This window comes from Paracoccus binzhouensis (assembly GCF_016446475.1).
Taxonomy (GTDB): Bacteria; Pseudomonadota; Alphaproteobacteria; order Rhodobacterales; family Rhodobacteraceae; genus Paracoccus; species Paracoccus binzhouensis.
The window spans coordinates 1-26,345 of record NZ_JAEHFP010000059.1; the positions used below are offsets into that span (position 1 = coordinate 1).

Genomic DNA, 26,345 nt, shown 5'->3' on the forward strand with positions numbered 1-26,345 from the left:
CAGCCCGCGCCGGGCCGGCGCCGCGCTGGCCGCCGCCATCCGCGCCCAGGGCGGCGAGATCGCCGAGGGGCAGCCCGCGCCCGATGTCCCGGCGATCTGGGCCACGGGGGTGGCCGGGCTTGCGCCCTTCGGCGGCAGCGGCGTCAAAGGCCAGTCGGCGCTGCTGGCGTTTTCCGCCCCCGACGCGCCGCAGGTCTTTGCCGACGGGGTCCATATCGTGCCCCATGCCGACGGCACGGTGGCCATCGGCTCGACCTCGGAACGCGACGCCATGGACATGGGCACCGACGCGCAGTTGGAGGCGCTGATCGACAAGGCGCGCGCGCTTTGCCCCGTGCTTGGCGATGCGCCGGTCGTGGATCGCTGGGCCGGCATCCGGCCGCGCGCCCACTCCCGTGCGCCGCTGGTCGGGCCATGGCCCGGACGGCCCGGCCATTACCTCGCGAATGGCGGCTTCAAGATCGGCCTGGCCATGGCGCCGGCCTGCGCCAAGTTGCTGGCCGACCTGATCCTCGACGGCTGCGACCGCATCCCGGAAGGTTTCCGGCCGCCCGATCCTAGGGCTGGGGACTGACGCCGATCACCAGCGGATGCAGGTGGAACAGCGCCAGCCAGACCAGCACCGCCAGGGCGATGCGCGGCCATGCCAGCCGCCACGCCACCCCGCGGCGCAGCCCCACTGCCAGCCCGAACAGCGCATAGGCCAGCAAAAGGCCGAACAGGATCACATGCGCCAGGTCGCCATTCGCGACCAGATGCGCCGCACCCCACAGCGCAAAGCCCGCCATCAGCCCCGCCATGCCGCCGGTGGCCGCCAGCAGCACCGCGACCGGCATGGCGATGTTCGCCAGCCAGCGCATCCAGCCCCATTGCGGCCACAGCGCGACATAGGGCGCCCGCCCCGCCGCCAGGATCAGCCAGTAAAGCAGCGCCAGCGACAACAGGCTGTAGCCGATGACATAGCCCCGCCGCCCCAGCGCCGCGACCAGCGGCTCGCGGAACCGCGCCGGGATCACATGCGAGCCCAGGAAGGCCGCCAGCGCCAGGATGAATTCGCCCCATGCCATCCCGGCAGCCTAGCCCCGGCCCCGGGCGGCGGCAATCCGCGTTGACGCCGCGCCCGGCTGCGGCATGATAGCGCAAAGAGAGGATGCCATGACCCGCCTTCAGACCGCTTTCGACGCCATCGACAAGGCCAATTCCGCCGATCCGCACCTGGACCCCGAGGGCCGGCCCGAGGCGCTGCTCTACGGCCAGCGCATGACGGCCGAACAGCAGGCGCTGTATCCCGACGCCTCGGAGCCGCTGCGTATCGCCTGCCGGGGCCAGCATGTGGAACGCTGGCAATTGCCCCGCGACGCCTATCCGATGGACCGCGCCGGCTATCTGGCCTGGCGCACCGAACAGGGCCGCCGCCATGCCGCCCGCATCGGCGGCATCATGCGCGCGGCCGGCTATGCCGAGGAGGACATCGCGGCAGCCGAGAAGATGCTGACCAAGCAGGGCATCAAGCGCGACGGCGAGGTGCAGGCGCTGGAAGACGTGGCCTGCTTCACCTTCATCCGCTGGTATATGGGCCCCTTCGCCGAGGGCCGCGACCCGGACGAGTTGCAGCGCATCGTGGAAAAGACCGCGCGCAAGATGTCGGCCATGGCCCGCGCCCGGGCGCTGCAGGAATTCGCCATCCCCGAGCCCTTCGCCGTCGCCTTCCGTGCGTAACGTCCTGATCGTCGCCCATGGCCAGCCCGGCGACCCGGCCCCGCAGCAGCAGGCCATCGAGGCGCTGGCCGCCCGCGTCCATGTCCCCGATGCGCAGGTCGGGGGCGCGACGCTGGCCATGCCCGGCGCGCTGGACCGCGCCGACGACGAGACGCTGATCTATCCGATGTTCATGGCGACGGGCTGGTTCACCCGCAGCGAACTGCCCCGCCGCCTGGCGCTGGCCGGCGCGCCGAATGCCCGCATCCTGCCGCCCTTCGGCAGCGATCCCGGCCTGCCGGCGCTCTGCCTCGCCCTGATCGCCAAGGCGGCCGAGACGCAGGGCTGGCCGCTGCCGCAGACCCATCTGCTGATTGCCGCCCATGGCTCGGGCCGCTCGCGCGCACCCTCCGAAGCGGCGCGCGACATGGCCGCCGCCCTCGCCCCCCATACCGCCGCGACGAGTTGCGGCTTCATCGAGGAACCGCCCTTCATCGCCGATGCCGCCCGCGGCCTGCCCGCGCAGACGATCTGCCTGCCGCTTTTCGCCACCCGGGCCGAGCACGTCACCGACGACCTGCCCGCGGCGCTGGACGAGGCAGGCTTCCGCGGCCTGACCCTGCCGCCGGTCGGCCTCGCCCCGGATGTCCCGGCGATGATCGCCGAAAGCATCAAGGCCGCCCTGTCCGAGCGGCCCTGATCTTCTTCGTTCTCCAAATACTCTTGCGACCGCGCCACCGGCACGGCGCAAAAGCCAGGGGTCACATCGCCGCCAGCTGTGCCAGCGCCGCGCGGATGCGGGCCAGGTCGTCCTCCAGCGCGGCAAGCTTCTCGCGCGTCTCCTCGATCACCTCGGGTTCGGCATTCTCGACAAAGCGCGGATTGGCCAGCCGCCCGCGCAGGCCCGAGGCGTCCTTCTCGGTCTTGCCCGCCGCCTTTTCCAGCCGCGCGGTCTCGGCACCCACGTCGATCATCTCGCCCACCGGCAGCGCAAAGCTCGCCCCCAGCGCCGCGACCGAGATCATGCCCGGTCCCATGGCGCCCTCGGCAGGCGCATTCACCCGCGCCAGCCGCTCGATCAGCGGCGCGTTGGCGGCCAGCGCCGCCCGCGCCGCGTCGTCGGCCTCGGTCACGATCAGGTCGGGACGGGCGCCGGCCGGCACGCCGATCTGGGCGCGGGCCGAGCGGATGGCCTCGATGAGCTGGATCACCCAGTTCATCTGCCGGTCGGCCTCGGCGTCGATCAGCTCGGGCCCGTATTCCGGCCAGTCGCCATGCACCAGCATCCGCGGGCGATCCCCGGTCAGCGCCCACAGCTCCTCGGTGACGAAGGGCATGATCGGGTGCAGCAGCGTATAGCACTGGTCCAGCACCCAGCCCATGGTGGCCCGTGTTTCCTCTCGATATTCGCCGTCGAACAGGGGCTTGGAGAACTCGACATACCAGTCGCAGACCTTGCCCCAGACGAAGGCGTAAAGCCCGGTCGCCGCGTCGTTGAAGCGGAACGATTCCAGCGCCTCGTCGGTGGCCTGCCGGATGCGGGCGACCTCGCCGATGATCCAGCGGTTCACCACATGCCGGGGCTGGGGCCGCGCCACGCCGCCGCGCACGCCGTTCATCTCGGCAAAGCGGGTGGCGTTCCAGATCTTGGTGACGAAATTGCGGTTCGCCTCGACATGCTTCGGCCCCAGCTTGGGGTCGCGGCCCATGGCGGCCATGCTGGTCAGGGTAAAGCGCAGCGCGTCGGCGCCATATTCGTCGATCAGGGTCAGCGGGTCGATGACGTTGCCTTTCGACTTCGACATCTTGGCGCCCTTTTCGTCGCGCACCAGCCCATGCACATAGACGGTGCGGAACGGCACCTGACCGACCACGGCCAGCTGCATCATCATCATCCGGGCCACCCAGAAGAAGATGATGTCGAAGCCGGTCACCAGCACCGAGGTCGGGAAATACCGACGCAGCTCGGCCGTGTCCTCGGGCCAGCCCAGCGTGCCGATGGGCCAGAGCCCCGAGGAAAACCAGGTGTCCAGCACGTCCGGATCGCGCCAGACCGGATAGACCAGCTTGGTCGGGTCCTGGGTCAGGTTGTAATCGGCCAGCCCCTGGGCAAAGGCGTCGATGGCGGCCTCGCGGTCAGCGACCTCGATGACGCGGGCCATTTCCAGCGGCACCGGCAGCTCGGCGATGGAATCGCGGAACTTCTCGACCACCTCGGCAAAGCTAGATGCGGCATGGTGGATCTCGTCGCGATGCACCAGCCCCTCTTCCAGCAGGGCGAAGATCTCGACCTCGTCCAGCACGCCGTCATGGTCGTCCTCGACCTGGCCCTCCAGCCGCAGGTCGAGCCCGTACCAGACCGGGATCTGGTGGCCCCACCACAGCTGCCGGCTGATGGTCCAGGGCTCGATGTTCTCGAGCCAGTGGAAATAGACCTTTTCATGCTGCTCGGGCAGGATCCTCGTCGCGCCGCTACGCACCGCCTCCAGCGCCGGCCCGACGATGCGGGCAGTGTCCACGAACCACTGATCGGTCAGCATCGGCTCGATCACCACGCCCGAGCGGTCGCCGAAGGGCTGCATGATCGGCTTGGCATCGACCAGCGGCCGGCGCTCCAGATGCTCGGCCCCGGTCTCCTTGTCGATGGACTTGTGCAGATAGGTGACGGCCAGCCCTTCCTCGGTGATCGCCTCGACCACCCGCGCCCGCGCCTCGTAGCGGTCGAGGCCGCGCAATTCCTCGGGCACCAGGTTCACGTTCGAGACGTCGCCCACATCCTCGCCCTTGGCGGCGCGGGTGGCGATCTCGGCGCTTTCCTCGTAGCTCAGCCCGTCGGCGCGCATCTGGCCCTTGCCGTCCATCAGCGCGTAAAGCGGGATGCCGTTGCGCATGGCGACGGCATAGTCGTTGAAGTCATGCGCGCCGGTGATCTTGACCGCGCCCGAGCCGAAATCCGGGTCGGGATATTCATCGGTGATGATGGGGATCAGGCGGCGGTGTTCCTTGGGTCCGACCGGGATCTCGCAAAGCTTGCCGACGATGGGGGCATAGCGGGCGTCGTCGGGGTGGACGGCCACGGCGCCGTCGCCCAGCATGGTCTCGGGGCGGGTGGTGGCGATGCTGATATAGTCGCGCATCTCGCGCAGGGTGACGTTGCCGTCGGCGTCGCGCTCGACATATTCATAGGTCTCGCCGCCGGCCAGCGGATACTTGAAATGCCACATATGGCCGGGAACCTCGCGGTTCTCGACCTCAAGATCGGAAATCGCCGTCTCGAAATGCGGGTCCCAGTTGACCAGCCGCTTGCCGCGATAGATCAGGCCCTTGTCATACATGTCCACGAAGACCCTGATGACGGCATCGTGGAAATTGCCCTCTTCGCCCGCGGGGGCACCGGGGGCGCCGGACATGGTGAAGGCATTGCGCGACCAGTCGCAGGAAGCGCCCAGGCGCTTCAGCTGCTCGATGATGGTATGGCCGGATTCCTGCTTCCAGGCCCAGACCTTCTGCAGGAAGGCCTCGCGCCCGATCTCGCGCCGGCCGGGTTCCTGGCGCTCGGCCATCTGGCGCTCGACCACCATCTGCGTGGCGATGCCGGCATGGTCCTGGCCCGGCTGCCAAAGCGTGTCGAAGCCGCGCATCCGGTGCCAGCGCACCAGGATGTCCTGCAGCGTGTTGTTCAGCGCGTGGCCGATATGCAGGCTGCCGGTCACGTTCGGGGGCGGGATCACCACCGAGAAGCTTTCCGCCCCCGGTTTCGCATTGGCGCCCGCAGCGAAGGCATTGCCTGCCGCCCATTTCCGCGCGATCCGCGCCTCGGCGGTCCCGGCGTCGAAAGTCTTGTCCATGGCCATGTCGCTTACCCCTCGAATCGAAAAGGGGATAGCGAAACCACGGCGAAAGGCCAAGAGGCGCTAGAGAAACCGCGCCGCGATGCCGTCCTTGAACGGGAACCAGCCATAGAAGGGCCGCGCGCCCTCGATCACCCGCAGGACCGAGGACCGCGCCACCAGCCGCTCGAAATAGGCGGTCAGGCGCGGATGATCCGCAAAGGGGTGGATGGCGCCGGCATAGAACAGCGCCGGCATGGCGGCACAATCGGCCAGGCCGAAGCCGCCGGCGATCCAGTCGCGCCCATCCAGATGGCGGTCGAGCGCGGCATAGGCCAGGTCCAGCTTGCCGCGGGCAAAGGGCGCGACCCGTTCCTCGGCCCCTTCGGCCATGAAGACGCGGGCATCGACGATCTGCTGCATCATCTGCATGACCTGGAAATCCAGGAAGCGGTCCCATTGCCGCGCCGGCAGCGAGGCGTCGGGGTCCGGGTCCAGCAGGCGCTGCGGCCCGGGATGGTGCCGGTCCAGCCATTCGATCATCAGCGAGCTTTGCGACAGCACCAGATCGCCCTCGCGCAGCGCCGGCATCCGGCCCATGGGTTCAAGCGAGCGCATCAGCGCCCGGTCGCCCTCGTCACCCAGGTCGATGTGGCGAAACTCGAAATCCGTCCCCAGCTCGTAAAGCGCGATCAGCACCTTTTGCGTATAGGAGGACAGCGGGTGGCCGTAGAGCGTCAGCATCACGCGGCCTGCGCGAAATGTGCGACCTGCGCGGCATGGGCGCGCTGGAAGGCCGGGCGGGCGGTGATGCGGTTCAAGTAGGCGGAAAGCACCGGATGGGCCGCCAGCTCGCCCACGCTGTCCACCACGCGCAGCACATCGGCCAGCAGGAGGTCGGCGATGGTGAAGCGGCCGGCGGCGATGAAATCCCGCCCTTCCAGCACCGGGACCAACTGCCCCAGACGCTCGTGCAGGCGCGGCAGGGCCAGTTCTTCGGCCCTTGCGTCCTGATCGAAGATCCGCGCCAGCACCATGGCCATCACCGCCGGCTCAAGGCTGTTGAGCGCGGCGACCAGCCATTGCTGCGTTTCGGCCCGCGCGGCAGCCTCGCGCGGCATCAGCACCTCGGAGCGTTCGCCCAGGTAAAGCAGGATGGCGCCGCTCTCGAACAGCGACAGCGGACCGTCGCGCAGGATCGGCACCTGGCCGAAGGGCTGGCGGGCGAAATGCTGCGGGGTCTTTTCGCGCACGCTGGTGGTCTCGATCTCATAGGGCAGGCCGGCTTCCTCGCAGGCCCAGCGGATGCGCAGGTCGCGGACATAGCCCACGGCAAAGGGCGGCACCCAGTCATAGGTCGTGATGACGAAGGTCATGGCTTACTCCTGTCGGGCGAACTCGGCGTCGATTTCGATGGTGATCGGATCGGTGAAGAATGCGTTCATGCCATAGGCCTGAGGATCGATGTCGGTCCGGGCATGGATGCCGATCAGGTCGCGGATGACCGGATTGCCGGCTTCGTCGCCGGTATAGCCCTTGCCGGCGCCGATCAGCGTCACGTCGAACGTCGCGGGCTGGGTCTTGCCCAGCAGGGTCAGCTGGCCCGAGACCGTGCCCTCGGTCGGGCTTTCCGCCGTGAAGCTGTCGGCGGTGAAGCGCGCTGTGGGATTCTTCGCGCTGTCCAGATAGTCCGGGCCGGTCAGGATCTCGGCAAAGCCCGCGACCGGGGTCATGATCGAGGCGATCTCGACCTCGGCTTCCAGCCGGCTTTGCGCCGGGTCGTCGGGGTTCCAGTCGAGCTGGCCCGAGACGGTGCCGAAGCGGAAGACGCTGACCGAAAAGCCCATATGCGGCACGCGGGCCTGCACCGCCGAATGCGTCGGGTCCAGGCGATAGGCCCCGGCGGCTGCGGCGTGATAGTCCTGCTGGCCGCGGGGGATGCTCTCCGGCGTCACCTCCTGGGCCGCAGCGGGTGCGGCCCAGAGGGCGAGCGCGGTCAGGGATGCGCGGATCATGGCGTTTCGTCCTTGGGCCCGACGATGGCGAAATGCGCGCCTTGCGGGTCGCGCGCCACCGCGATGAAGGCCGGCCCCGGCACCTCCATCGGGCCGTGCAGGACCTCGCCGCCGCCGTCGCGGATGCGGGCGATGGCGGCATCGACGCCGTTCACGCCGAAATAGGGCAGCCAGCAGGGCACCGGCGCATTGCCCAGCCCCATCATGCCGCCGATCTCGCCACCCTGCCAGGCGAACAGCTGGTAGGTGCCCATCTCGCCCATGTCCATGGCGGTGGACTTGGTCCAGCCGAACAGCTCGGCATAGAAGTCGAAGCCCGCGCCGGGGTCGGTGGACATCAGCTCGATCCAGTTGCCGTGGCTTTCCTTGCCCTGGTTCCAGGCCCCGGATTCGACCGGAGGCTGGGGGTCCATCGGCGAAGGTTGCAGGATGCCGAAGGTGGCGCCCTGCGGGTCGGTGACCACGGCGAAACGCCCGGTGCCGGGAATGTCGGCCGGCTCGCGGAACACCGAGCCGCCCAGCGCCTTGATCTTGGCCGCCGTGGCATCGGCATCGTCCACGTCGAAATAGATCATCCAGAAGGGCGGCACCTCGGCGCAGTCCTCGGGCATCTCCATCAGCCCGGCGACCATGTCGCCGCCATGGCTGGCCAGATGATAGGTAAAGCCTTCCATCCCGGAATCGGCGATGGTCCAGCCGAGCACCTTGCCGTAGAAGCTTTCGGCCGCGTCGAGCCCGCCCCTGGCGGTGGAGAGCTCGAACCAGCAGGGTTTGCCGTGATACATGGCCGCCCCCTCAGGCCTTCTCGTCCACGATGGGCTCGAAGCCGCCCCACATCATCCGCATGCCGTCGAAGGGCATTTCCGGCGGCGCCTGCATTTCGGGGTCGGACATCATCTTCTCGAAGCCCGCATCCGCGGTCGCCTTGTCCGGCCATTCGATCCAGGAAAACACCACGGTCTCGTCGTCCTTGGCCTGGGTGGACATGTAGAAATCGTTGACCTTGCCGCGGGGCACGTCCACGCCCCAGGCCTCGACCATGCGCAGCGCGCCATAGCGCTTGAACATGGACCAGGCCCCCTGGGCCATGTCGATGTACTTCTGCTTGTTCGCCGTCGGAACCGGCAGCAGGAAACCGGAGTAGTAGGCCATCTCTCTTCCTCCTCATCGGGCGCTGCATGCGCCAATGAGTCGCAGGTTGGCAGTTGCAGTATGAAAAAGCAACTGTTAATATCAAAACATGACTTACACCGGCAAGATCTCGCGACTGCGCTATGAAGAGGGGTGCCTTGGCGCCCATGCACTGAATTTCATCGGCGACCGCTGGGCGCTTCTGGTGGTGCGAGAACTGATGTTCGCGCCCAAGCGATTCCAGATGATCCGCGCCGGGCTTCCGGGGATCACGGCCAGCGTGCTGACCCAGCGCCTGACCCAGCTGGTGCAGGCAGGGGTGGTGGCGCATGACGATGTGCTGGGGCTTTACGCGCTGACCGATGCCGGCCGGGCGCTGCATCCGCTGCTGCGCGAGCTATGCCGCTGGGCGCTGCTGATGCCGGGGCACGATCCGCGGAAATTCATCAGCATTTCCGCGCTGATGATCTCGATCTCGGCGACGGTGGACAGCGCGGCTGCCGCCGGATCACCGCTGCGCGCCGGCTTCGTCTCGGGCAAGGAAGGGTTCGAAGTCACGCTTTCCGCGGACGGGATGCCGCTGGTCCGGGCGGCGCGGGTGCCGGCGGCGGATTTCCTGCTGGAGGGTTCGGGCAATGCGCTGGCGGCGGCGGTCTATGGGCCGGGGCCGGTGGCGCTGGCCTCGGCCGGGCTGATCGGGCTGCGCGGCGACCGCAGCGCCGCGCAGCAGTTCACGGCGCTGTTCCGCCTGGCGCCTCAGACCAGGTCCAGCAGCGAATCGCCCGAGGAGACCGAGCAGGCGCCGGGCGATTCCTCGACCTGAAGCTCTTCCACCGTGCCGTCATTGACCAGCATGGCATAGCGTTTCGAGCGGCCGTTGACCCAGCCCGCGCCTTCGATGTTCATCCCCAGCGCCTTGGTGAAGCTGCCGTCGCCATCGGCCAGCACCTCGATCCCGGCATCGGTCGCGCCGGTATCCGCGGCCCATTTCCCGGCGACGAAGGGGTCGTTCACCGTGATGCAGACCACGCGCGACACACCCTTCTCGCGGAACTTGTCGGCGTTCTTCACGAAGCTGGGCATATGGGCATTGGTGCAGGTCGGCGTATAGGCGCCCGGCACGGCAAAGATCGCCACGCGGCCCTTGGCCAGATCGGCGGCGGCCACTTCCTCGGGGCCGTTGGCGCCCGGTTTCAGCAGCTTGCCTTCGGGCAGCTTGTCGCCTTTCGAGATGGACATGCGCGGTTCCTCCGTCAATTGCATCGTTCCGGGGGCGACTATAGGCTCTGCGCCGCAGGCAAACCAGCGAGGGCGAAGAATGAACATCGTGATCCTTGGCGCAGGACAGGCGGCGGCCTCTCTGGCGGCGAAACTGCGCGCGCTGGGGCACGACGGCGGCATCGCCGTCATCGGCGACGAACCCGCACCGCCCTATCAGCGCCCGCCGCTGTCCAAGGCCTATCTGCTGGGCGAGATGGGGCTGGATCGGCTGACGCTGCGCGCCCCGGACTGGTGGGACGAACAGGGCATCGCCCTGCACCTGGGCGAGCGCGCCACCCGCATCGACCGCGACCGCCGCGTGGTGGTGACGGATCGCGGCGAGCATCCCTATGACCAGTTGGCCCTGACGCTGGGCGCCGCGCCGCGCCGCCTGCCCGCCGCGATGGGCGGCGACCTGCCCGGCGTGCATGTGGTGCGTAACCTGGCCGACATTGCGGGGCTGCAGCCGGCGCTGGTCGCCGGGCGGCAGCTGGTGGTGATCGGCGGCGGCTATATCGGGCTGGAGGCTGCCGCGGTGGCCCGCAAGCTGGGGCTGGAGGTCACGCTGGTCGAGGCGGCGCCGCGCATCCTGGGCCGCGTCGCCGCGCCCGAAACCGCAGAGATGATCCGCGCCCTGCACCGCGCCCATGGCGTCGAAATCCTCGAGGGCACCGGCATCGCCCGCATCACCGGGGAAACCGTCGCCGATGGGGTCGAACTGGCCGACGGCCGCCGCCTGCCGGCCGATCTGGTGATCTGCGGCATCGGCATCGCGCCCGAGACGGCGCTGGCCGAGGCGGCGGGGCTGGCCATCGACAACGGCATCGCCACCGATGCGCTTGGCCGCAGCTCGGACCCGGCGATCTGGGCGGCGGGGGATTGCGCCAGCTTTCCGGCAGCGGGTGGGCGGCTGCGGCTGGAAAGCGTCGGCAATGCCATCGACATGGCCGAGGCGGTGGCGGCGAACATGCTGGGCGCGAATGCACCTTATGTGCCCAAACCCTGGTTCTGGTCGGACCAGTTCGATGCCAAGCTGCAGATCGCTGGGCTGAACCTGGGTTACGACCGGGTGGTGACGCGGCCTGCGGCGAATGGCGGCTCGGTCTGGTATTACCGCGACGGCCATCTGATCGCGGTGGACGCGCTGAACGATGCCCGCGCCTACATGATCGGCAAGCGGCTGATCGAGGGCGGCCGCTCGCCCAGCCCCGAGGCGGTGGCCGAGGCAGTCGAGCTGAAGGCGCTGATGGCATGAGAATCGTCGGCGGCACCCTGCGCGGGCTGAAGCTGGCCGAGGTCGGCGCGGGCGATCCGGCGGCGCATCTGCGCCCGACCACCGACCGAGTGCGCGAATCGATCTTCAACCTGCTCATCAACGGCACGCATGGCAACCCGATCCCCGGCGCGCGGGTGCTGGACCTGTTCGCCGGCACCGGCGCGCTGGGGCTGGAGGCGCTGTCGCGCGGCGCGGCGCGGGTGGCCTTCGTCGATGACGGCGTGGTGGCGCGCGGCCTGCTGCGCAGCAATATCGAAAAGGCCCGCGCCATGGGCGTCACCGATGTCTGGCGCCGCGACGCGACAAGGCTGGGCGAGAATCGCGGCGCGCCCTACGGGCTGGTCTTCCTCGACCCGCCCTATGGCAAGGGCCTGGGCGAGCGGGCGCTGGAATCCGCCCTGGCCGGCGGCTGGATCGCCCCGGGCGCCATGGTGGTCTGGGAGGAATCGGCCGCGCCGGTCCCGGTCGCGGGGCTGGCGCAGATCGACCAGCGCAAATATGGCGATACCACCGTCACCTTGTTGCGCGCCGAACACGGCTAGGTGGCGCGATCCAGCTTGGTGGAGAGGTGAATCAGGCTCTCGCTGGACTTGACGCCGGTCAGACCGCCGATCTGATCCAGCACATCGTCCAGCTGGCTGGTCGATATGGCGGCCAGTTGCAGCAAAAGATCGACGCGGCCGCTGGTGGTATGGATGCGCTCGACCTCGGGCAGGCTGCGCAGCCGGCCCAGGATCGCGGCCTGCGAACGCGGCTCGATGGTCAGCAGGCAAGTGGCGCGGATGCGATGCTCGCGCGCGGAATCGCCCAGGCGCAGCGTGTAGCCGGCGATCGCGCCCGAGGTTTCCAGCCGTTCCAGCCGCGCCTGCACGGTCGAGCGCGCCACTTTCAGCCGCCGGGCCAGCACCGCCACCGACATGCGCGCATCCTGCGCGAGATGGGTCAGAATCCCCCGGTCGAGCTCGTCCACCTGCCACCTGTCATAATGACGACACTTTCGGCAGATTACCCATGGTTCGGACCATTTCCACCCTTTTCATTGCTTCAATCGGAACCCATAGGGCGCAGACTTGTTTCCACCCCCGAACGCGCACAGGAAGGACATGCCGATGGGACTGACCGAGGGCCGCGGGCCCAAGACCATCTGGGACAATCCCGCCGAGATCATCCGCAAGCTGGCGCCGGAGAATCCGGTCATGGTCTTTGCCCCCTCGGTCCTGCGCGAGAATGCGCAGCGCTTCCTGCGCGGCTTTCCGGGGCTGGTGACCTATGCCGTCAAGTCGAACCCGGACGAGGCGGTGATCCGCACCCTGGCCGCCGCCGGGATCAGGGGCTTCGATGTGGCCTCGCCCTACGAGATCGACCTGATCGGCCGGCTGGCCCCGGACGCGGCGCGGCACTACCACAACCCGGTGCGCTCGCAGGCCGAGATCGTCCATGCGGTCGAGGCGGGGATCAAGGCCTGGTCGGTGGACAGCCGTTCGGAGCTGGACAAGCTTTTCGCCCGCGTGCCGGCCGGGAACTGCGAGATCTCGCCGCGCTTCAAGCTGCCGGTGCTGGGCGCCGCCTATGACTTCGGCTCGAAATTCGGCGCCACGCCGGAACTGGCAGCCGAGCTGTTGCGGGCGGCGGCGGATCGCGGCTATGTCCCTTCGCTGACCTTCCATCCCGGCACGCAATGCGTCGATCCGCATGCCTGGGAAAGCTACATCACCACCGCGGCCGAGATCTGCCGCATGGCCGGCGTCAAGGCGCGGCGGCTGAACGTGGGCGGCGGTTTCCCCTCGCATCGCGTGACCGGGGTCGAACCCGACCTGACCGCGATCTTCGCGCTGATCCGCCGCGTCGCCGACGAGGCTTTCGACGGCCATGCCCCGGCGCTGGTCTGCGAGCCCGGCCGCGGGCTTTGCGCCGACGCCTTCTCGCTGATCACCCGCGTCAAGGCGGTGCGCGACGGCCAGAACGTGTTCCTGAACGACGGCGTCTATGGCGGGCTGTTCGAACTGCCGATCGTCGGCAACCTGGACCGGCTGCAGGTGCTGACCCCCGAGGGCACGGCGCGCGAAGGCGAGCCCCTGCCCCGCGTCATCTTCGGCCCGACCTGCGATTCCGTGGACCGCCTGCCGGGCGAACTGACCCTGCCCGGCGACATCCAGGAGGGCGATTTCGTCATCTTCCACGGCGCCGGTGCCTATTCCACGGTCACCAACACCCGGTTCAACGGCTTCGGACTGATGGCACACCTGACCGTGAACGCGCTTGAATAGGCATTAATCGACCCTTGGCGTTTCCGTGCTAGCGTCGCCGCATGGAATCATCTCGCCCGCCGATATGCCAGGTCGTTCTGATGGATGGCACCTTCGCCTCGCTCATGCAGGGGCGCCGGTCGTCGATCGCCCGGATTCACGCGATGCTTTCGGGCGAACTGGGCCGGCTGCCGGCGCCGGTGCGGCTGCATTACGCACCGGGCCAGCAATGGCGGGCCTGGCGCACGCTGCCGGAACTGACCATGGGTGCCACGCTGGAGCGGCAGATCTGCGACGCCTATGCCTGGCTCGCCCGCGAATGGCGGCCGGGCAACCCGCTGTTCTTCTTCGGCTATTCGCGCGGCGCCTTCGCCGTGCGCTCCCTGGCCGGGATGATCGGGCGGGTGGGGCTGCTGACCCATGCCCATGCCTCGGCCAAAAACGTCCAGCGCGCCTGGGACCATTACCGCCGGGGCGAGGATCTGGGGGTCGAGCCGCTGGAGCCGGAGCTGTGCCACCCTTTCGTGCCGATCCGAATGATCGGGGTCTTCGACACGGTGATGGCGCTGGGGATCCGGCTGCCGCTGCTGTGGATGCTGACCGAGCCGCGCTTCCGCTTCCATGACGAGCATCTGGGCGCCCATGTCGAGCATGGCCTGCAGGCCCTGGCGCTGGACGAGACCCGCGCCGCCTTCCAGCCGCTGATCTGGGACAGCGACTCGGTCCCCGGCCGCATCGAGCAGATGTGGTTCCGCGGCTGCCATCCCGATATCGGCGGCCAGCTTTCGGGGCTGGAATATGCCCGGCCGCTGGCGAATATCCCTCTGGTCTGGATGATGTCGCGGGCCGAGGCCTTCGGCCTGCCCCTGCCCGGCGGCTGGCGTGGGCATTTCCCCTGCGACCCCAGCGCGCCCTCGGTCGGATCCTGGCGCAGCTGGGGCAAGGCCTTCCTGGCCCGCGCGCCCCGCCTGGCCGGCGCCGACCCGTCCGAGGCGCTGCACCCCTCGGTGCCGCGCCCCTATCCCGGCCCGGCGCTTCTGACCGGGGCGCTGGCCGATGCCGCACCGGCACGGCCACATCGGCGGCTGCCCTTCACCCGCCCGGCCCCACCGCCCGAGCCGCAACCGGAGCCGCCACAGCCCGAACAGGCAGGGACCAAACAGGCACGGCCCGAAGCCGAGGCGCAAGCCCAGCCGAGGGCCGCGGCACCCGGCGCGCAGCGGGCCGACGGTTGACGGCGCATTGCAGATGGTGGATGCGCCCGGTCAGGCGACCTGCGAAAACGGGCTCTTGGGCTCGATGCCCAGGCCGGCGCAGACCTTCAGCACCAGGTCCGGCTTGTTCAGCGTGTAGAAATGCAGCCTGTCCACGCCACCCGCGACCAGCCGCTCGCACAGCCCGACGCAGACATCCAGCGCCAGCTGCGCCTCGCCCTCCTTGCCGGCGGCGGCGAAGGCCTCCTCGGCCCATTGCGGGACCGAGGTGCCGCAGCGCTCGGCAAAGCGGCGGGCGCCGGCCCAGCTCTGGATCGGCAGGATGCCGGGGATGATCGGCGCGTCGATCCCGGCCGCGGCGCAGGCGTCGCGGAAGCGGAAATAGGTCTCGGCGTCGAAGAAGAACTGCGTCATCGCCGAGCTGGCCCCGGCATCGACCTTGCGCTTGAGCCAGGCCACGTCGGCGGCGGTGTCGGGGCTTTCCGGATGCGGCTCGGGATAGGCGCCGCAGCGGATGGTCATGTCGCCGCGCGCCGCGATGGCCTCGATCAGCGCCACCGAATCGGCGAAGCCCTGGGGATGCGGGGTGAAGCGGTCCTGCCCCTGCGGGGCGTCGCCGCGCAGCGCCACGATCTCGTGCACGCCGGCGGCGGCGTAATCGGCGACGATCTGCATCGTCTCCTCGCGCGTCGCGTCCACGCAGGTCAGATGCGCGGCGACGTTCAGCCCGTAATGGCTGGCCAGCGCCGTCACCGCCTCATGCGTCAGCTGCCGGGTGGTGCCGCCGGCGCCATAGGTGACCGAGACGAAATCCGGCCCCAGCGGCGCCAGCGCCCGCGCCGTCTCCCACAGCCGGAAGGACTGGTCCAGGTTCCGGGGCGGGAAGAACTCGAAGCTGATCGCGGGTGTCGTCATGGTGCCATCCTTTTGTCGCAGGTCTTGTGACATGCGCCGCGACGTGAGACAAATTCATAATCTTCAAGATCGTGATGAGATCGGTTCAAGATGCACCTGGAACTTCGCCACCTGCGCAGCCTGCGCGCCATCCATGAACAGGGCGGGTTGGCCCGCGCCGCCGAGGTGCTGAACCTGACGCAATCGGCGCTGTCGCATCAGATCAAGGCGCTTGAGGAACAGGCCGGGGTCGAGCTTTTCCTGCGCAAGACCAAGCCGTTGCGGCTGTCGGCCGCCGGAATGCGGCTCTTGCGCACCGCCGAGCAGGTGCTGCCGCTGGTCGAGGCCGCCGAGGCCGAGTTCCGCGCCGTCGAGCTGGGTCGCGCCGGCCGGCTGCATGTGGCAATGGAGTGCCATCATTGCTTCGACTGGCTGCTGCCGGTGCTGGACCAGTTCCGCCGCGCCTGGCCCGAGGTCGACCTGGACATCCGCTCCAGCTTGGCGCTGAAGGCGCTTCCGGCGCTGGAACGCGGGCAGGTGGACATGGTGATCTCCTCGGACCCCGAGGAGATCGCCGGCATCACCTTCCAGCCGCTGTTCGACTATGCCCCGACCATGGTGGTCGCTGCCGGCCATCCGCTGGTCGCCAAGGGCCATGCCGAGCCCGCGGACCTGGCGGGCGAGACGCTGATCACCTATCCGATGGACCGGGCGCGGCTGGACGTGTTCTCGCAATTCCTCGACCCGGCCGGGGTCGAGCCGGCGCATGTGCGGCAGGTCGAACAGACGGCCATCGCGCTGATGCTGATCGCCTCGGGGCGCGGGGTGGCGGTGATGCCCGACTGGGTGCTGCGCGCCCAGGCCAGCAATCCCGAACTGGCGCTGCTGCCGCTGGGCCCACGGGGCATGCTGCGCCGGCTTTACGCCGCGATCCGCAGCGAGGACATGCAGCAGCCCTTTATCGCCCATGTCCTGCGCCTGGCCCGGACCGAGCCGGTGCGGATGATGCGCGCCTTGGCGCAGGGCTGAACGGTTCTCCTCGGGACCACCACTTACGGGGAACTTGTTACGCCAGGCCCCGAGGATTTCCTGCTCTGGTCGTGCAGGTCCTGATAAGCCATGGCGTGAATCATGGTCAACGAGAACAACCTGAAAATAAATCGTAAATTTTTGTCCGCTCCGCCCGGCGGCCGGGGCCGATCCCGCCTTGCGCCCGGGCTTTTCCCAAGGCTTCCGGGGCCGCGACGCCGCGGCAACCGCAGGCGCGCCAAGCGGCGGATTTGACAAATCCCGGCAATAGCCGGATGAAATCCGTATCGATTTCCCGTTCAGGACCGCCATGGCCAGCCTTCCCGACCCTCCCCGGCTCAGCGCCACCGTCTCGGACGGCGTGCTGCGGCTGGAAGGCGAGCTGAGCGTCTGGACGCTGGGCCGGCTACCGGCCGAGGCCGAAGGGGCGGCGCGGCTCGACCTGGCGGGCGTGACGCGGCTGGATACCGCCGGCGCCTGGTATCTGGACCGGCGCGCGCAGGCAGGCGCCGCGCTGGAGGGGCTGAGCGAGGCGCAGGGCCGGCTGCTGCAGACGGTCGGCAAGGCGCGGCCCCAGCCCGATGCCGAAGGCCCGCCGCCCGCCGGCTGGCGGCAGATGCTGGAGGCGACCGGGCGCTGGGTGGTGATGGCACTGACCTTCCTGCGCGAGCTGGCGGAATATCTGGGCCGCTTCCTGGCGGCCCTGGCGCGGGGCATCCGCCATCCCGGCGATTTCCGCCTGACCTCGCTGGTCTGGCACTGCCAGGAAACCGGGCTGCGCGCCGTGCCCATCGTGGCCTTGATGTCCTTCCTGATCGGCGTGGTGCTGGCCTTTCAGGGCGCGGCGCAGCTGCGGCAGTTCGGAGCCGAGATCTTCGTCATCGACCTGATCGCCATCTCGATCCTGCGGGAACTGGGCATCCTGCTGACCGCGATCATCGTCGCCGGCCGCACCGCCTCGGCGCTGACCGCCTCGATCGGCTCGATGAAGATGAACGAGGAAATCGACGCTATGCGCACGCTGGGCCTCGATCCCGACATGGTGCTGATCCTGCCCCGCGTGCTGGCGCTGATCATCACCCTGCCGATCCTGGGGCTGATCGCCAATGTCGCGGGACTGGTCGGCGGCGCGCTGATGTCCTGGATCGAGCTGGGCATCTCGCCCTCGATGTTCCGCTATCGGCTGATCGCGGAAACCAGCGTCGACCATGTGATCGTCGGCCTGTCCAAGGCGCCGGTCTTTGCCGTCATCATCGGCATCATCGGCTGCCATGCCGGGATGAAGGTCGGCAAGGACGCGGAATCGCTGGGCGCCCAGACCTCGACGGCGGTGGTCAATGCCATCTTCGCGGTGATCGTGGCCGATGCGCTGTTCTCGATCTTCTTCTCGGAGATCGGGCTGTGACCGGGGACGCGGCCGAAAACGTCATCGAGGTGCGGGGGCTGCGCACGCAATTCGGCCGCCATGTCGTGCATGACGGGCTGGACCTGGACCTGAAGCGGGGCGAGATCCTGGGCGTCGTCGGCGGTTCCGGCACCGGCAAATCGGTGCTCTTGCGCACCATCGTCGGGCTGAACCCGCCCGCCGCCGGCACGGTGCGGGTCTTCGGCCAGGACGTGGGCCGTCTGCATGGCGCCGCGCGCGAGGCGCTGGAGCGGCGCTGGGGCGTGATGTTCCAGGCCGGCGCCCTGTTCTCCTCGCTGACCGTGCGCGAGAATGTCGAGGTGCCCTTGCGTGCCGTTCCAGGGCTGACGCCCGAGACGCGCGCGGGGCTGGCCGAGCTGAAGGTCTCGATGGCCGGGCTGCCGTGGAACGCCAATGACAAATATCCCTCGGACCTGTCGGGCGGCATGAAGAAGCGCGCCGGGCTGGCGCGGGCCTTGGCGCTGGACCCCGAGATCGTCTTCCTGGACGAACCCACGGCCGGGCTGGACCCGATCGGCGCCGACGCCTTCGACCGGCTGATCGTCGAGCTGCGCGATGCGCTGGACCTGTCGGTCTTCCTGGTCACGCATGATCTCGACACGCTGCACGCCTGTTGCGACCGCGTCGCGGTGCTGGCGGAAAAGCGGGTGCTGGTCAGCGGGACCATGGCCGAGATGCTGAAGGTGGATCATCCTTGGGTGCATGAATATTTCCACGGGCCCCGCGCCCGCGCCGCCATCGCCACCGGCCGGAGCAAGGAGTAGCCCATGGAGACCAAGGCCAATTACGTCCTGATCGGGGCCTTCACCATCGCGGGTTTCCTGGGGATGCTGCTGTTCCTGATGTGGTTCGCCAAGCTGCAGATCAACCGGCAGTTCGCCTATTACGACATCTATTTCCCCGAGGTCTCGGGCCTGACCGTCTCCTCCGAGGTGACCTTCGCCGGGCTTTCGGTGGGCAAGGTGGTGGACATGCGGCTGGCCGGGAACGCGAACGGCGCCGTGCGGGTGCGCGTCGAGGTGGCCGAGGATACGCCGGTGCGCACCAATTCCCGCGCCTCGATCGAGATCCAGGGCGTCACCGGCGTCTCGAATGTCGCGATCACCGCCGGCAGCCCCGACGCGCCGCTGCTGCGCGAGGCGCAGCCGGACGGCATCCCGGTGATCCCGGCCAACCGCTCGGCGCTGCAGACCCTGTCGGACCAGGGGCCCGAGATGATCTCGCGGCTGAACACCGTGGCCGAACAGATGACCCAACTGCTGGGCGACGAGAATCAAGGCCGGGTGCGCAACATCCTGGACAACGTCGAACGCTCCAGCGCCAACCTGGACAAGGCACTGGCCGACGTGACCAAGGCCACCGATTCCATCGCCTCGGCAGCCGAGGACATCTCGGCCTTCGGCGAGCGGCTGGACGGGCTTTCCGCCGCAGCCGAGACGACGCTGGGCAATGCCGACACCGCGCTGGCCAAGTTCGATGAAACCGCCGGCAAGGCCGATGCGGCGCTGGACGCCGGCACCGCCACGCTGGACGAGCTGCGCGACTATGTCTCGGGCGACCTGCGCGGGCTGACGCAGCGCCTGGACCAGACCGCGACCACGCTGCAGGCCGACCTGGCACAGCTGGCCGGGCGGGCGGGCAAGAGCCTCGACAGCCTCGACGCGGCGCTGGCGGTGGGAAACCGCACGCTCGCCTCGGCCGAGCGCGCCTTCGACAGCGCCGACCGGGTGATGAACGGCAATGTCGAGCCGGTGGTCAGCGACCTGCGCGCCACCCTGGCCAAGGCGAACGAGGCCATCGACCGCGTGGTCGCCGACCTGCCCGAGATCACCGGGCGGCTGCGCGATGCCGCGGACAGCGCCGATGCCGCCTTTGCCAGCCTGCGCGGGATGCTGGACAGCGCCCGCGGTCCGGTGCAGGCTTTCACCCGCGAGGGGCTGCCGCAATTCACCCGCATGGCCAGCGATCTGCGCGGGCTGGTGGGCAATGTGAATGAGCTGGTCTCGGCGCTGAGGCGCAACCCGTCGCAGATCTTCTCGGGGCCGAAGACCCCCGAATTCCGCCGCTGAGGAGCCGCCATGCGCCTGACCGCCGCCCTGCTGATGCTGACCCTGACCCTGCCCGGCTGCGCGGCGCTGAAGGCGCTGGAAGGCGAGCCGGACCGCGACGTCTTCGAGCTGCGCCCGCCCTCGGACCAGCCGCAACGCTGCGGCCGCGGCCGACTGGCCGAGCTGGTGATCGAGCCGCCCAAGGCGCGCGGCACGCTGGACACCGACCGCATCATGATCCGCCCCAACCAGTTGCAGACCCAGTATCTGCCCGATGCGCGCTGGGGCGACACCGTGCCGGTGGCCCTGCAGACCCTGCTGGTGCGCGCCTTCGGAACCTATGACGCCTTCACCCATGTCGGCCGGGCGCCGCTGGGCGTGGCGGGGGATTACGCGCTGATCTCCGAGGTGCAGGATTTCAACGCCGAGGTGTCGGGCAAGGGCGCGGTGATCAGGCTGACCGTGGACGCGCAGATGGTGCGCGAGATGGATGCCAGCGTGGTCGCGCGCGGCCATTTCGCGGCGACGGCCGAGGCGCCGAGCACGAAAACCGCCGACCTGATCCCGGCCTTCGACGCGGCGGGCCAGCAACTGGTGGCGCAGATGACCGACTGGGGCCTGCGCGCGGTGGGCGTGAACCCGGCGCGCTGCCGCTGAGGCTTTTCGCCCGCCCCGCCGCCATCTCCACCGACGGTTGACAAGCCGGGCCTTCTGCCCGCATTCTCCGGCTCTCACCTGGGGGGCCCCGACAAGGGGCTGAGATACTGCTGGCCGCAAGGCAGCGCAGGGACCCGTCGAACCTGATCCAGTTCATACTGGCGTAGGGATGGTGCGGATGCCCTTGCGGCCGGCTGTCGGTCCCGCGGGCGTTCTTCCCCCTTCCAGTCCGTGCTGGGTCTCCGTGCTAGCAAAGCGAGGAGCCTGACATGACCGATGCCCCGACCGTGACCACCGGGCCGCTGCCCGCCTCGACCAAGGTCTTCCGACCGGGCGAGATCCACCCCGACATCCGCGTGCCGATGCGCCAGATCGCGCTGCATCCCAGCGCCGGCGAGCCGCCGGTGACGGTCTATGATTCCTCGGGCCCCTATACCGATCCGGACGCGCGGATCGCCATCGACCGCGGCCTGCCGCGCCTGCGCCAGGGCTGGATCGCGGCGCGCGGCGATGTCGCGCCCTATCCAGGCCGGCATGTCCGGCCCGAGGATAACGGCTTCGCCGAGGGCGAGCGGCTGACGCCGGAATTTCCCATCCGCCACCGCCCGCTGCGGGCCCGGGACGGCCGGGCCGTGACCCAGCTGGCCTATGCCCGCGCCGGCGTCGTCACCCCCGAGATGGAATTCGTGGCCATCCGCGAGAACCTGGGCCGCAAGGCGGTCCGCGAGGCGCTGGCGCGCGACGGCGAAGGCTTCGGCGCCGCCATCCCGGATTTCGTGACGCCCGAATTCGTGCGCGACGAGGTGGCGCGCGGCCGGGCGATCATCCCGGCCAACATCAACCATCCCGAACTGGAACCGATGGCGATCGGCCGCAACTTCCTGGTCAAGATCAACGCCAATATCGGCAATTCCGCCGTCACCTCCTCGATGGCCGAGGAGGTCGAGAAGATGGTCTGGGCGATCCGCTGGGGGGCCGACACGGTGATGGACCTGTCGACGGGGCGCAACATCCACAACATCCGCGAATGGATCATCCGCAATTCGCCCGTGCCCATCGGCACCGTGCCGCTCTATCAGGCGCTGGAAAAGGTCGGCGGCGTGGCCGAGGCGCTGAGCTGGGAGGTCTTTCGCGACACGCTGATCGAACAGGCCGAACAGGGCGTGGATTATTTCACCATCCATGCCGGGTTGCGCCTGCCCCATATCCCGCTGACCGTGGACCGGGTGACCGGCATCGTGTCGCGCGGCGGCTCGATCATGGCGAAATGGTGCCTGCACCATCACCGCGAAAGCTTCCTCTACGAGCATTTCGAGGAGATCTGCGACATCTGCCGCGCCTATGACGTGTCCTTCAGCCTGGGCGACGGCTTGCGCCCCGGCTCCATCGCCGATGCCAACGACGCCGCGCAATTCGCCGAGCTGGAAACGCTGGGAGAGCTGACGCGCATCGCCTGGGACCGCGATTGCCAGGTGATGATCGAGGGGCCCGGCCATGTGCCGATGCACAAGATCAAGGAGAACATGGACAAGCAACTGGCCATCTGCGGCGAGGCGCCGTTCTACACGCTCGGGCCGCTGACCACCGACATCGCGCCGGGCTACGACCATATCACCAGCGGCATCGGCGCGGCGATGATCGGCTGGTTCGGCACGGCGATGCTGTGCTACGTCACACCCAAGGAACATCTGGGCCTGCCGGATCGCGACGACGTCAAGACCGGGGTCATCACCTACAAGATCGCCGCCCATGCCGCCGACCTGGCCAAGGGTCATCCGGCGGCCAGGATCCGGGACGACGCCCTGTCGCGGGCGCGCTTCGAGTTCCGCTGGGAGGACCAGTTCAACCTGTCGCTGGACCCCGACACCGCCCGCGCCTTCCACGACCAGACCCTGCCGAAGGAGGCGCACAAGCTGGCGCATTTCTGCTCGATGTGCGGGCCGAAATTCTGCTCCATGCGCATCTCGCACGACATCCGCGCCGAGGCGCAGAAAGAGGGCATGGCCGCCATGGCGCGCAGATACCGCGAGGGCGGCGATCTCTACATCCCCGCCCCGCAGGAGGCGTGAGGGGACAGAGCCTCGGGACGGGCGGGGCGATGCCGAGCCTTTACAGGCGCGGCGCCCCGCCCTATCTCTGCCCGATCATGGCCACGAAATCCGACCCGAACTACAAGATCATCGCCGAGAACCGCCGGGCGCGCTTCGATTACTTCATCGAGAGCGATCTCGAGGTCGGCATCGTGCTGACCGGCTCCGAGGTGAAAAGCCTGCGCACCGGCCAGTCGAACATCGCCGAAAGCTATGCCTCGGTCGAGGATGGCGAGCTGTGGCTGATCAACTCCTATATCGCCGCCTACAAGCAGGCCGGCATCTTCGGGCACGAGGAACGCCGGCGCCGCAAGCTGCTGGTCTCGCGCAAGGAACTGGCCCGGCTCTGGCAGGCGGTCGGGCGCGAGGGCATGACGCTGGTGCCGCTAGTGATGTATTTCAACGACCGCGGCATGGTGAAGCTGAAGATCGGGGTCGCCAAGGGCAAGAAGGTTGCCGACAAGCGCGAAACCGCCGCCAAGCGCGACTGGAACCGGCAGAAGCAGCGCCTACTGAAACAGGGCTGACACGGCGGCGCGACCGGATTCGAGCATCTGGAAAAGGGTGAAGGACGGGCGAGGCCGTGAACGGGCCGGCCCGGCCGCATGGGTATTTGGGGAACGAAGAAGCCGGCGGTCGACTCGGGATCCCGCAGGGGCCGTTAAGCCTTGCCGCCCCGCGCGGCTGCGGTTACATCGGTGTCGTTTCTGCGCGCGCGGGGGGGAAGACCGATGTCCAGCGATTCCGACGATCCGAAAGTGGTGGTCTCGACCGGCTGGCTGGCCGCCCATCTGCACGATCCCGACCTGCGGGTGATCGACGCCAGCTGGTTCCTGGAACCCGGCCGCGACGCCCGCGCCGAATACATGGATGCGCATATCCCCGGCGCCCGCTTCTTCGACATCGACGAGATCGCCGACACGCGCAGCGAGCTGCCGCATATGGCGCCGCAGCCCGAGATGTTCATCAGCCGCATGCGCGCCATGGGCATCGGCGACGGCCACCAGGTCGTGATCTATGACAATTCGCCGGTGCGTTCGGCGGCGCGGGTCTGGTGGACCTTCAAGCTGATGGGCAAGCAGGACGTGGCGGTGCTGGACGGCGGCTTCGGCAAATGGCTGGCCGAGGGCCGCGAGACCGAGGACATGCCGCCGATCCTGCGCGACCGCCACATCACCGTGCAGCGCCAGGCGGCACTGGTGCGCGACGTGACCCAGGTCGCCGCGGCGAGCAAGCTTGCCGATCACGAGATCGTCGATGCCCGCTCGCCCGAACGCTTCCGCGGCGAGGCGGCCGAGCCGCGCCCCGGCCTGCGCTCGGGCCATATCCCCGGCTCGAAAAGCCTGCCCTTCGGCAAGCTCTACAACCCGGACGGCACGCTGAAGGCGCCCGACGCGCTGCGCGCCGAGTTCGAGGCCGCCGGCGTCGACCTGTCGAAACCGGTGATCGCCACCTGCGGCTCGGGGGTGACGGCGGCCTCGCTGTTCCTGGCGCTGGAACGGATCGGGCATCGGGACCATTCGCTTTATGACGGAAGCTGGGCCGAATGGGGCAGCTTCCCCGACCTTAAAATCGCAACCGGAGACGCGTGATGCTGGGCAATCTGAAACCACAGGCCCCCGACAAGATCCTGGCCCTGATGGGCGAATTCAAGGCCGATCCCCGCCAGGGCAAGATCGACCTGGGCGTCGGGGTCTACAAGGATGCCAGCGGCCACACCCCGATCATGCGCGCCGTCCACGCCGCCGAACAGCGGATGCTGGAGACCGAGACCACCAAGACCTATGCCGGCCTGTCGGGCGAACCCGAATTCCAGAAGGCCATGGCCGAGCTGATCCTGGGCGACGGCCACAAGCCCGAGACCACGGCGGCGCTGGCCACGGTCGGCGGCACCGGCGCCATTCGGCAGGCGCTGGAGCTGGCGCGCATGGCGAACCCCGACCTGCGGGTCTTCGTCAGCGATCCGACCTGGCCCAACCATGTCTCGATCATGAATTTCATGGGCCTGCCGGTGCAGACCTACCGCTATTTCGACGCCGAGACCCGCGGCGTCGATTTCGAGGGCATGAAGGCCGACATCTCGGCGGCGAAAAAGGGCGATGTGGTGCTGCTGCATGGCTGCTGCCACAACCCGACCGGCGCCAACCTGACGCCGGAGCAATGGGCCGAGGTCGCCGCAATCCTGGAAAAGACCGGCGCGCTGCCGCTGATCGACCTGGCCTATCAAGGCTTCGGCGACGGGCTGGAAGAGGACGCGGCCGGCACCCGGCTGATCGCCTCGCGCATCCCCGAGATGCTGATCGCCGCCTCGTGCAGCAAGAACTTCGGCATCTACCGCGAGCGCACCGGCTGCCTGCTGGCGCTTTGCGTCGATACGGCGACCCGCGACCTTGCACAGGGCGCCATGGCCTTCCTGAACCGCCAGACCTATTCCTTCCCGCCCTTCCACGGCGCGAAGATCGTCTCGACCGTGCTCAACACGCCGGAACTCCGCGCCGACTGGATGGCCGAGCTGGAGGCGGTGCGCGGCGGCATGCTCAAGCTGCGCGAGCAGCTGGCGGCGGAACTGCGCGACCTTTCCGGCTCGGACCGCTTCGGCTTCGTGGCCCAGCATCGCGGCATGTTCTCGCGCCTCGGCGCCACGCCCGAGCAGGTCAAGCGCATCAAGGAGGAATTCGGCATCTACATGGTGGGCGATTCGCGCATCAACATCGCCGGGCTGAACCAAGACACCATCCCGATCCTGGCCCGCGCCATCATCGAAGCCGGGGTCTGACCCACCCGCCGAACCCGCGACCGCCGGCTCCGCCCGGCGGTTCGCCATTTCGGGCCCCGGCGCCGAAAGCTCCGGCTTTTTCCGTTTTCCAAATACCCTGGGGTCCGGGGCAAAGCCCCGGTCCGGCAGCACCGCCGGGCGGCCCCTCAGCCCTTCCGGCCCAGCTTGCGGTCGATATAGGCGCGCAATTCCTCGATCTCGGTCCGGCTCTCGCCCAGCTCGCCCCGCACCGCCCGCAGCTCGGCCTCGGCGGTGCCCAGGCGTGCCACCAGATCGGCCTCGCGCTCCTCCAGCTCGGCGATGGCGCGGTCGCGGGCCTCCTCGGCCTCGTGCAGCTGCTGGGCCATGCTCTCCAGCTCGCCCATCTCGGCGCGGGTGACGCGGGACAGACGGTGGATCAGCCAGCTTGCGAACCAGCCCAGCAGGAAGGCGGCGAACAGGATGATCGCGGTGGCGAGGATGAATTCGGTGCGGTTCATGCGGGCGGCTTCCCGGGCAAGGGGTTGCGGATCACGGCGCCGAGCCCGTCTCGGGACGCGGCAGCGGGCGGTTCGGCCGCACCGCGTCCCGGGCCGGCAGGGTGGCGGTTTCGGTCGCGGCCTCGACCAGCATCCCGGCCGCCGGCAGCGTGGCCGCAAGCGCCGGATCAAGCGACGCGACCTGCGGCAGCAGGCTGGCCGCCGGGCGGGTCGCCGCCTCCAGCGCCAGCATGTCGGGCAGCGCCGCCGTCTCTAGCGGCAGGGTGCCGGCCTTTC

At 68.9% G+C, this 26,345-nt stretch carries 28 protein-coding genes, 1 pseudogene and 1 riboswitch; of the genes and pseudogenes, 17 read left to right on the forward strand and 12 right to left on the reverse strand.

The genetic code is table 11. From position 1 onward, the window contains the following. Positions 1–574 (forward strand): NAD(P)/FAD-dependent oxidoreductase (locus tag I9P22_RS13965; protein WP_199260085.1); only part of this gene is annotated, 574 nt, incomplete at its 5' end. Here the strand turns inward: I9P22_RS13965 and I9P22_RS13970 are convergent. Next, positions 558–1,067: an NnrU family protein gene (locus I9P22_RS13970; RefSeq protein WP_199260086.1), complete on the reverse strand. Its 510-nt coding sequence runs from the start codon at positions 1,065–1,067 to the stop codon at positions 558–560. The two genes, I9P22_RS13965 and I9P22_RS13970, sit on opposite strands and share 17 nt — an antisense overlap. An 88-nt stretch (positions 1,068–1,155) precedes the next feature. On the opposite strand from I9P22_RS13970, the gene I9P22_RS13975 reads away from it, so the two are divergent. Then, complete coding sequence (locus tag I9P22_RS13975; protein WP_199260087.1) at positions 1,156–1,719, forward strand: DUF4202 domain-containing protein; 564 nt, start codon at positions 1,156–1,158, stop codon at positions 1,717–1,719. Further along, entirely contained in the window at positions 1,712–2,398 is a 687-nt protein-coding gene (locus I9P22_RS13980) for a sirohydrochlorin chelatase (protein WP_199260088.1), read from the forward strand. Before I9P22_RS13975 ends, I9P22_RS13980 begins: the two co-directional genes overlap by 8 nt. Positions 2,399–2,459: 61 nt before the next feature. Here I9P22_RS13980 and I9P22_RS13985 read toward each other — a convergent pair whose 3' ends face one another. Genes I9P22_RS13985 through I9P22_RS14010 form a run of 6 tightly spaced genes read right to left on the reverse strand, consistent with a single transcriptional unit; the run spans position 2,460 to position 8,695 of the window. Beyond that, entirely contained in the window at positions 2,460–5,552 is a 3,093-nt protein-coding gene (locus I9P22_RS13985; RefSeq protein WP_199260089.1) for a valine--tRNA ligase, read from the reverse strand. A 60-nt stretch (positions 5,553–5,612) separates the two neighbouring features. Then, the gene (locus I9P22_RS13990) at positions 5,613–6,272 is read right to left on the reverse strand and encodes a glutathione S-transferase family protein (protein WP_199260090.1); all 660 of its coding nucleotides are present in this window, start codon (positions 6,270–6,272) and stop codon (positions 5,613–5,615) included. Continuing rightward, positions 6,272–6,904, reverse strand: coding sequence for a glutathione S-transferase family protein (locus I9P22_RS13995; protein ID WP_199260091.1), 633 nt, complete (start codon positions 6,902–6,904; stop codon positions 6,272–6,274). Before I9P22_RS13995 ends, I9P22_RS13990 begins: the two co-directional genes overlap by 1 nt. Before the next feature lie 3 nt (positions 6,905–6,907). Then, entirely contained in the window at positions 6,908–7,543 is a 636-nt protein-coding gene (locus I9P22_RS14000) for a YceI family protein (protein WP_199260092.1), read from the reverse strand. Continuing rightward, the gene (locus I9P22_RS14005; protein WP_199260093.1) at positions 7,540–8,328 is read right to left on the reverse strand and encodes a VOC family protein; all 789 of its coding nucleotides are present in this window, start codon (positions 8,326–8,328) and stop codon (positions 7,540–7,542) included. Before I9P22_RS14005 ends, I9P22_RS14000 begins: the two co-directional genes overlap by 4 nt. A gap of 10 nt (positions 8,329–8,338) precedes the next feature. Then, positions 8,339–8,695 carry a DUF1428 domain-containing protein gene (locus I9P22_RS14010; protein ID WP_199260094.1) on the reverse strand — a complete coding sequence of 119 codons (357 nt, stop codon included), beginning with the start codon at positions 8,693–8,695 and terminating at the stop codon, positions 8,339–8,341. Positions 8,696–8,783: 88 nt separating this feature from the next. Between I9P22_RS14010 and I9P22_RS14015 the strand changes: the two genes are divergently transcribed. Then, the gene (locus I9P22_RS14015) at positions 8,784–9,497 is read left to right on the forward strand and encodes a winged helix-turn-helix transcriptional regulator (protein WP_199260095.1); all 714 of its coding nucleotides are present in this window, start codon (positions 8,784–8,786) and stop codon (positions 9,495–9,497) included. Here I9P22_RS14015 and I9P22_RS14020 read toward each other — a convergent pair. Beyond that, on the reverse strand, positions 9,431–9,913 hold the full coding sequence (locus I9P22_RS14020; RefSeq protein WP_199260096.1) for a peroxiredoxin: 483 nt from the start codon (positions 9,911–9,913) through the stop codon (positions 9,431–9,433). The two genes, I9P22_RS14015 and I9P22_RS14020, sit on opposite strands and share 67 nt — an antisense overlap. Positions 9,914–9,992: 79 nt before the next feature. On the opposite strand from I9P22_RS14020, the gene I9P22_RS14025 reads away from it, so the two are divergent. Further along, positions 9,993–11,189, forward strand: coding sequence for an NAD(P)/FAD-dependent oxidoreductase (locus I9P22_RS14025; protein ID WP_199260097.1), 1,197 nt, complete (start codon positions 9,993–9,995; stop codon positions 11,187–11,189). After that, positions 11,186–11,752 carry a 16S rRNA (guanine(966)-N(2))-methyltransferase RsmD gene (gene rsmD, locus I9P22_RS14030; protein WP_199260098.1) on the forward strand — a complete coding sequence of 189 codons (567 nt, stop codon included), beginning with the start codon at positions 11,186–11,188 and terminating at the stop codon, positions 11,750–11,752. Before I9P22_RS14025 ends, rsmD begins: the two co-directional genes overlap by 4 nt. Here the strand turns inward: rsmD and I9P22_RS14035 are convergent. Continuing rightward, positions 11,749–12,180 (reverse strand): Lrp/AsnC family transcriptional regulator, encoded by a 432-nt coding sequence (locus tag I9P22_RS14035; RefSeq protein ID WP_017999354.1) that lies wholly within the window; start codon positions 12,178–12,180, stop codon positions 11,749–11,751. The two genes, rsmD and I9P22_RS14035, sit on opposite strands and share 4 nt — an antisense overlap. Positions 12,181–12,319: 139 nt before the next feature. Between I9P22_RS14035 and I9P22_RS14040 the strand changes: the two genes are divergently transcribed. Both I9P22_RS14040 and I9P22_RS14045 read left to right on the forward strand, forming a co-directional pair. Continuing rightward, positions 12,320–13,477 (forward strand): type III PLP-dependent enzyme, encoded by a 1,158-nt coding sequence (locus I9P22_RS14040; protein WP_199260099.1) that lies wholly within the window; start codon positions 12,320–12,322, stop codon positions 13,475–13,477. An 80-nt stretch (positions 13,478–13,557) separates the two neighbouring features. Then, a complete protein-coding gene (locus I9P22_RS14045; protein WP_233253397.1) occupies positions 13,558–14,691 on the forward strand; it encodes a DUF2235 domain-containing protein in 1,134 nt (377 codons plus the stop codon). A gap of 30 nt (positions 14,692–14,721) precedes the next feature. Here I9P22_RS14045 and metF read toward each other — a convergent pair whose 3' ends face one another. Further along, complete coding sequence (gene metF, locus I9P22_RS14050) at positions 14,722–15,585, reverse strand: methylenetetrahydrofolate reductase [NAD(P)H] (RefSeq protein WP_199260101.1); 864 nt, start codon at positions 15,583–15,585, stop codon at positions 14,722–14,724. A gap of 90 nt (positions 15,586–15,675) precedes the next feature. Between metF and I9P22_RS14055 the strand changes: the two genes are divergently transcribed. The 9 genes from I9P22_RS14055 to I9P22_RS14095 all read left to right on the forward strand — a co-directional run bounded on the left by I9P22_RS14055 (position 15,676) and on the right by I9P22_RS14095 (position 25,590). After that, on the forward strand, positions 15,676–16,593 hold the full coding sequence (locus I9P22_RS14055; RefSeq protein WP_199260102.1) for a LysR family transcriptional regulator: 918 nt from the start codon (positions 15,676–15,678) through the stop codon (positions 16,591–16,593). Between the two features lie 310 nt (positions 16,594–16,903). After that, positions 16,904–17,998 (forward strand): ABC transporter permease, encoded by a 1,095-nt coding sequence (locus I9P22_RS14060; protein ID WP_199260103.1) that lies wholly within the window; start codon positions 16,904–16,906, stop codon positions 17,996–17,998. Continuing rightward, positions 17,995–18,783 carry an ABC transporter ATP-binding protein gene (locus I9P22_RS14065; protein WP_199260104.1) on the forward strand — a complete coding sequence of 263 codons (789 nt, stop codon included), beginning with the start codon at positions 17,995–17,997 and terminating at the stop codon, positions 18,781–18,783. Before I9P22_RS14060 ends, I9P22_RS14065 begins: the two co-directional genes overlap by 4 nt. Before the next feature lie 3 nt (positions 18,784–18,786). Then, positions 18,787–20,088, forward strand: coding sequence for an MlaD family protein (locus I9P22_RS14070; protein WP_199260105.1), 1,302 nt, complete (start codon positions 18,787–18,789; stop codon positions 20,086–20,088). 9 nt (positions 20,089–20,097) lie between these two features. Next, the gene (locus tag I9P22_RS14075) at positions 20,098–20,724 is read left to right on the forward strand and encodes an ABC-type transport auxiliary lipoprotein family protein (RefSeq protein WP_199260106.1); all 627 of its coding nucleotides are present in this window, start codon (positions 20,098–20,100) and stop codon (positions 20,722–20,724) included. Positions 20,725–20,793: 69 nt separating this feature from the next. Next, positions 20,794–20,912: riboswitch (TPP riboswitch) on the forward strand. Positions 20,913–20,993: 81 nt separating this feature from the next. After that, positions 20,994–22,793, forward strand: coding sequence for a phosphomethylpyrimidine synthase ThiC (thiC, locus tag I9P22_RS14080; protein WP_199260107.1), 1,800 nt, complete (start codon positions 20,994–20,996; stop codon positions 22,791–22,793). 77 nt (positions 22,794–22,870) lie between these two features. Beyond that, a complete protein-coding gene (gene smpB, locus I9P22_RS14085) occupies positions 22,871–23,341 on the forward strand; it encodes an SsrA-binding protein SmpB (RefSeq protein ID WP_199260111.1) in 471 nt (156 codons plus the stop codon). Between the two features lie 204 nt (positions 23,342–23,545). After that, the gene (gene sseA, locus I9P22_RS14090; RefSeq protein ID WP_199260108.1) at positions 23,546–24,406 is read left to right on the forward strand and encodes a 3-mercaptopyruvate sulfurtransferase; all 861 of its coding nucleotides are present in this window, start codon (positions 23,546–23,548) and stop codon (positions 24,404–24,406) included. After that, complete coding sequence (locus tag I9P22_RS14095) at positions 24,406–25,590, forward strand: amino acid aminotransferase (RefSeq protein WP_199260109.1); 1,185 nt, start codon at positions 24,406–24,408, stop codon at positions 25,588–25,590. Before sseA ends, I9P22_RS14095 begins: the two co-directional genes overlap by 1 nt. 146 nt (positions 25,591–25,736) lie before the next feature. On the opposite strand, the gene I9P22_RS14100 is transcribed toward I9P22_RS14095, so the two are convergent. Together I9P22_RS14100 and I9P22_RS14105 are read right to left on the reverse strand one after the other, a co-directional pair. Further along, positions 25,737–26,069, reverse strand: coding sequence for a hypothetical protein (locus tag I9P22_RS14100; RefSeq protein ID WP_199260110.1), 333 nt, complete (start codon positions 26,067–26,069; stop codon positions 25,737–25,739). 31 nt (positions 26,070–26,100) lie between these two features. Next, positions 26,101–26,345 (reverse strand): annotated as a pseudogene (locus I9P22_RS14105) (OmpA family protein); the annotation flags it as partial.

Excerpts from the sequence above, each read along its gene's own strand:
- I9P22_RS13970 (WP_199260086.1), bottom strand. The coding sequence starts at position 1,067 with ATGGCATGGGGCGAATTCATCCTGGCGCTGGCGGCCTTCCTGGGCTCG.
- I9P22_RS13975 (WP_199260087.1), top strand. The coding sequence starts at position 1,156 with ATGACCCGCCTTCAGACCGCTTTCGACGCCATCGACAAGGCCAATTCC.
- I9P22_RS13985 (WP_199260089.1), bottom strand. The coding sequence starts at position 5,552 with ATGGCCATGGACAAGACTTTCGACGCCGGGACCGCCGAGGCGCGGATC.
- I9P22_RS13990 (WP_199260090.1), bottom strand. The coding sequence starts at position 6,272 with ATGCTGACGCTCTACGGCCACCCGCTGTCCTCCTATACGCAAAAGGTG.
- I9P22_RS13995 (WP_199260091.1), bottom strand. The coding sequence starts at position 6,904 with ATGACCTTCGTCATCACGACCTATGACTGGGTGCCGCCCTTTGCCGTG.
- I9P22_RS14000 (WP_199260092.1), bottom strand. The coding sequence starts at position 7,543 with ATGATCCGCGCATCCCTGACCGCGCTCGCCCTCTGGGCCGCACCCGCT.
- I9P22_RS14005 (WP_199260093.1), bottom strand. The coding sequence starts at position 8,328 with ATGTATCACGGCAAACCCTGCTGGTTCGAGCTCTCCACCGCCAGGGGC.
- I9P22_RS14010 (WP_199260094.1), bottom strand. The coding sequence starts at position 8,695 with ATGGCCTACTACTCCGGTTTCCTGCTGCCGGTTCCGACGGCGAACAAG.
- I9P22_RS14015 (WP_199260095.1), top strand. The coding sequence starts at position 8,784 with ATGACTTACACCGGCAAGATCTCGCGACTGCGCTATGAAGAGGGGTGC.
- I9P22_RS14020 (WP_199260096.1), bottom strand. The coding sequence starts at position 9,913 with ATGTCCATCTCGAAAGGCGACAAGCTGCCCGAAGGCAAGCTGCTGAAA.
- I9P22_RS14025 (WP_199260097.1), top strand. The coding sequence starts at position 9,993 with ATGAACATCGTGATCCTTGGCGCAGGACAGGCGGCGGCCTCTCTGGCG.
- rsmD (WP_199260098.1), top strand. The coding sequence starts at position 11,186 with ATGAGAATCGTCGGCGGCACCCTGCGCGGGCTGAAGCTGGCCGAGGTC.
- I9P22_RS14040 (WP_199260099.1), top strand. The coding sequence starts at position 12,320 with ATGGGACTGACCGAGGGCCGCGGGCCCAAGACCATCTGGGACAATCCC.
- I9P22_RS14045 (WP_233253397.1), top strand. The coding sequence starts at position 13,558 with ATGGATGGCACCTTCGCCTCGCTCATGCAGGGGCGCCGGTCGTCGATC.
- metF (WP_199260101.1), bottom strand. The coding sequence starts at position 15,585 with ATGACGACACCCGCGATCAGCTTCGAGTTCTTCCCGCCCCGGAACCTG.
- I9P22_RS14055 (WP_199260102.1), top strand. The coding sequence starts at position 15,676 with ATGCACCTGGAACTTCGCCACCTGCGCAGCCTGCGCGCCATCCATGAA.
- I9P22_RS14060 (WP_199260103.1), top strand. The coding sequence starts at position 16,904 with ATGGCCAGCCTTCCCGACCCTCCCCGGCTCAGCGCCACCGTCTCGGAC.
- I9P22_RS14070 (WP_199260105.1), top strand. The coding sequence starts at position 18,787 with ATGGAGACCAAGGCCAATTACGTCCTGATCGGGGCCTTCACCATCGCG.
- I9P22_RS14075 (WP_199260106.1), top strand. The coding sequence starts at position 20,098 with ATGCGCCTGACCGCCGCCCTGCTGATGCTGACCCTGACCCTGCCCGGC.
- thiC (WP_199260107.1), top strand. The coding sequence starts at position 20,994 with ATGACCGATGCCCCGACCGTGACCACCGGGCCGCTGCCCGCCTCGACC.
- smpB (WP_199260111.1), top strand. The coding sequence starts at position 22,871 with ATGGCCACGAAATCCGACCCGAACTACAAGATCATCGCCGAGAACCGC.
- sseA (WP_199260108.1), top strand. The coding sequence starts at position 23,546 with ATGTCCAGCGATTCCGACGATCCGAAAGTGGTGGTCTCGACCGGCTGG.
- I9P22_RS14095 (WP_199260109.1), top strand. The coding sequence starts at position 24,406 with ATGCTGGGCAATCTGAAACCACAGGCCCCCGACAAGATCCTGGCCCTG.
- I9P22_RS14100 (WP_199260110.1), bottom strand. The coding sequence starts at position 26,069 with ATGAACCGCACCGAATTCATCCTCGCCACCGCGATCATCCTGTTCGCC.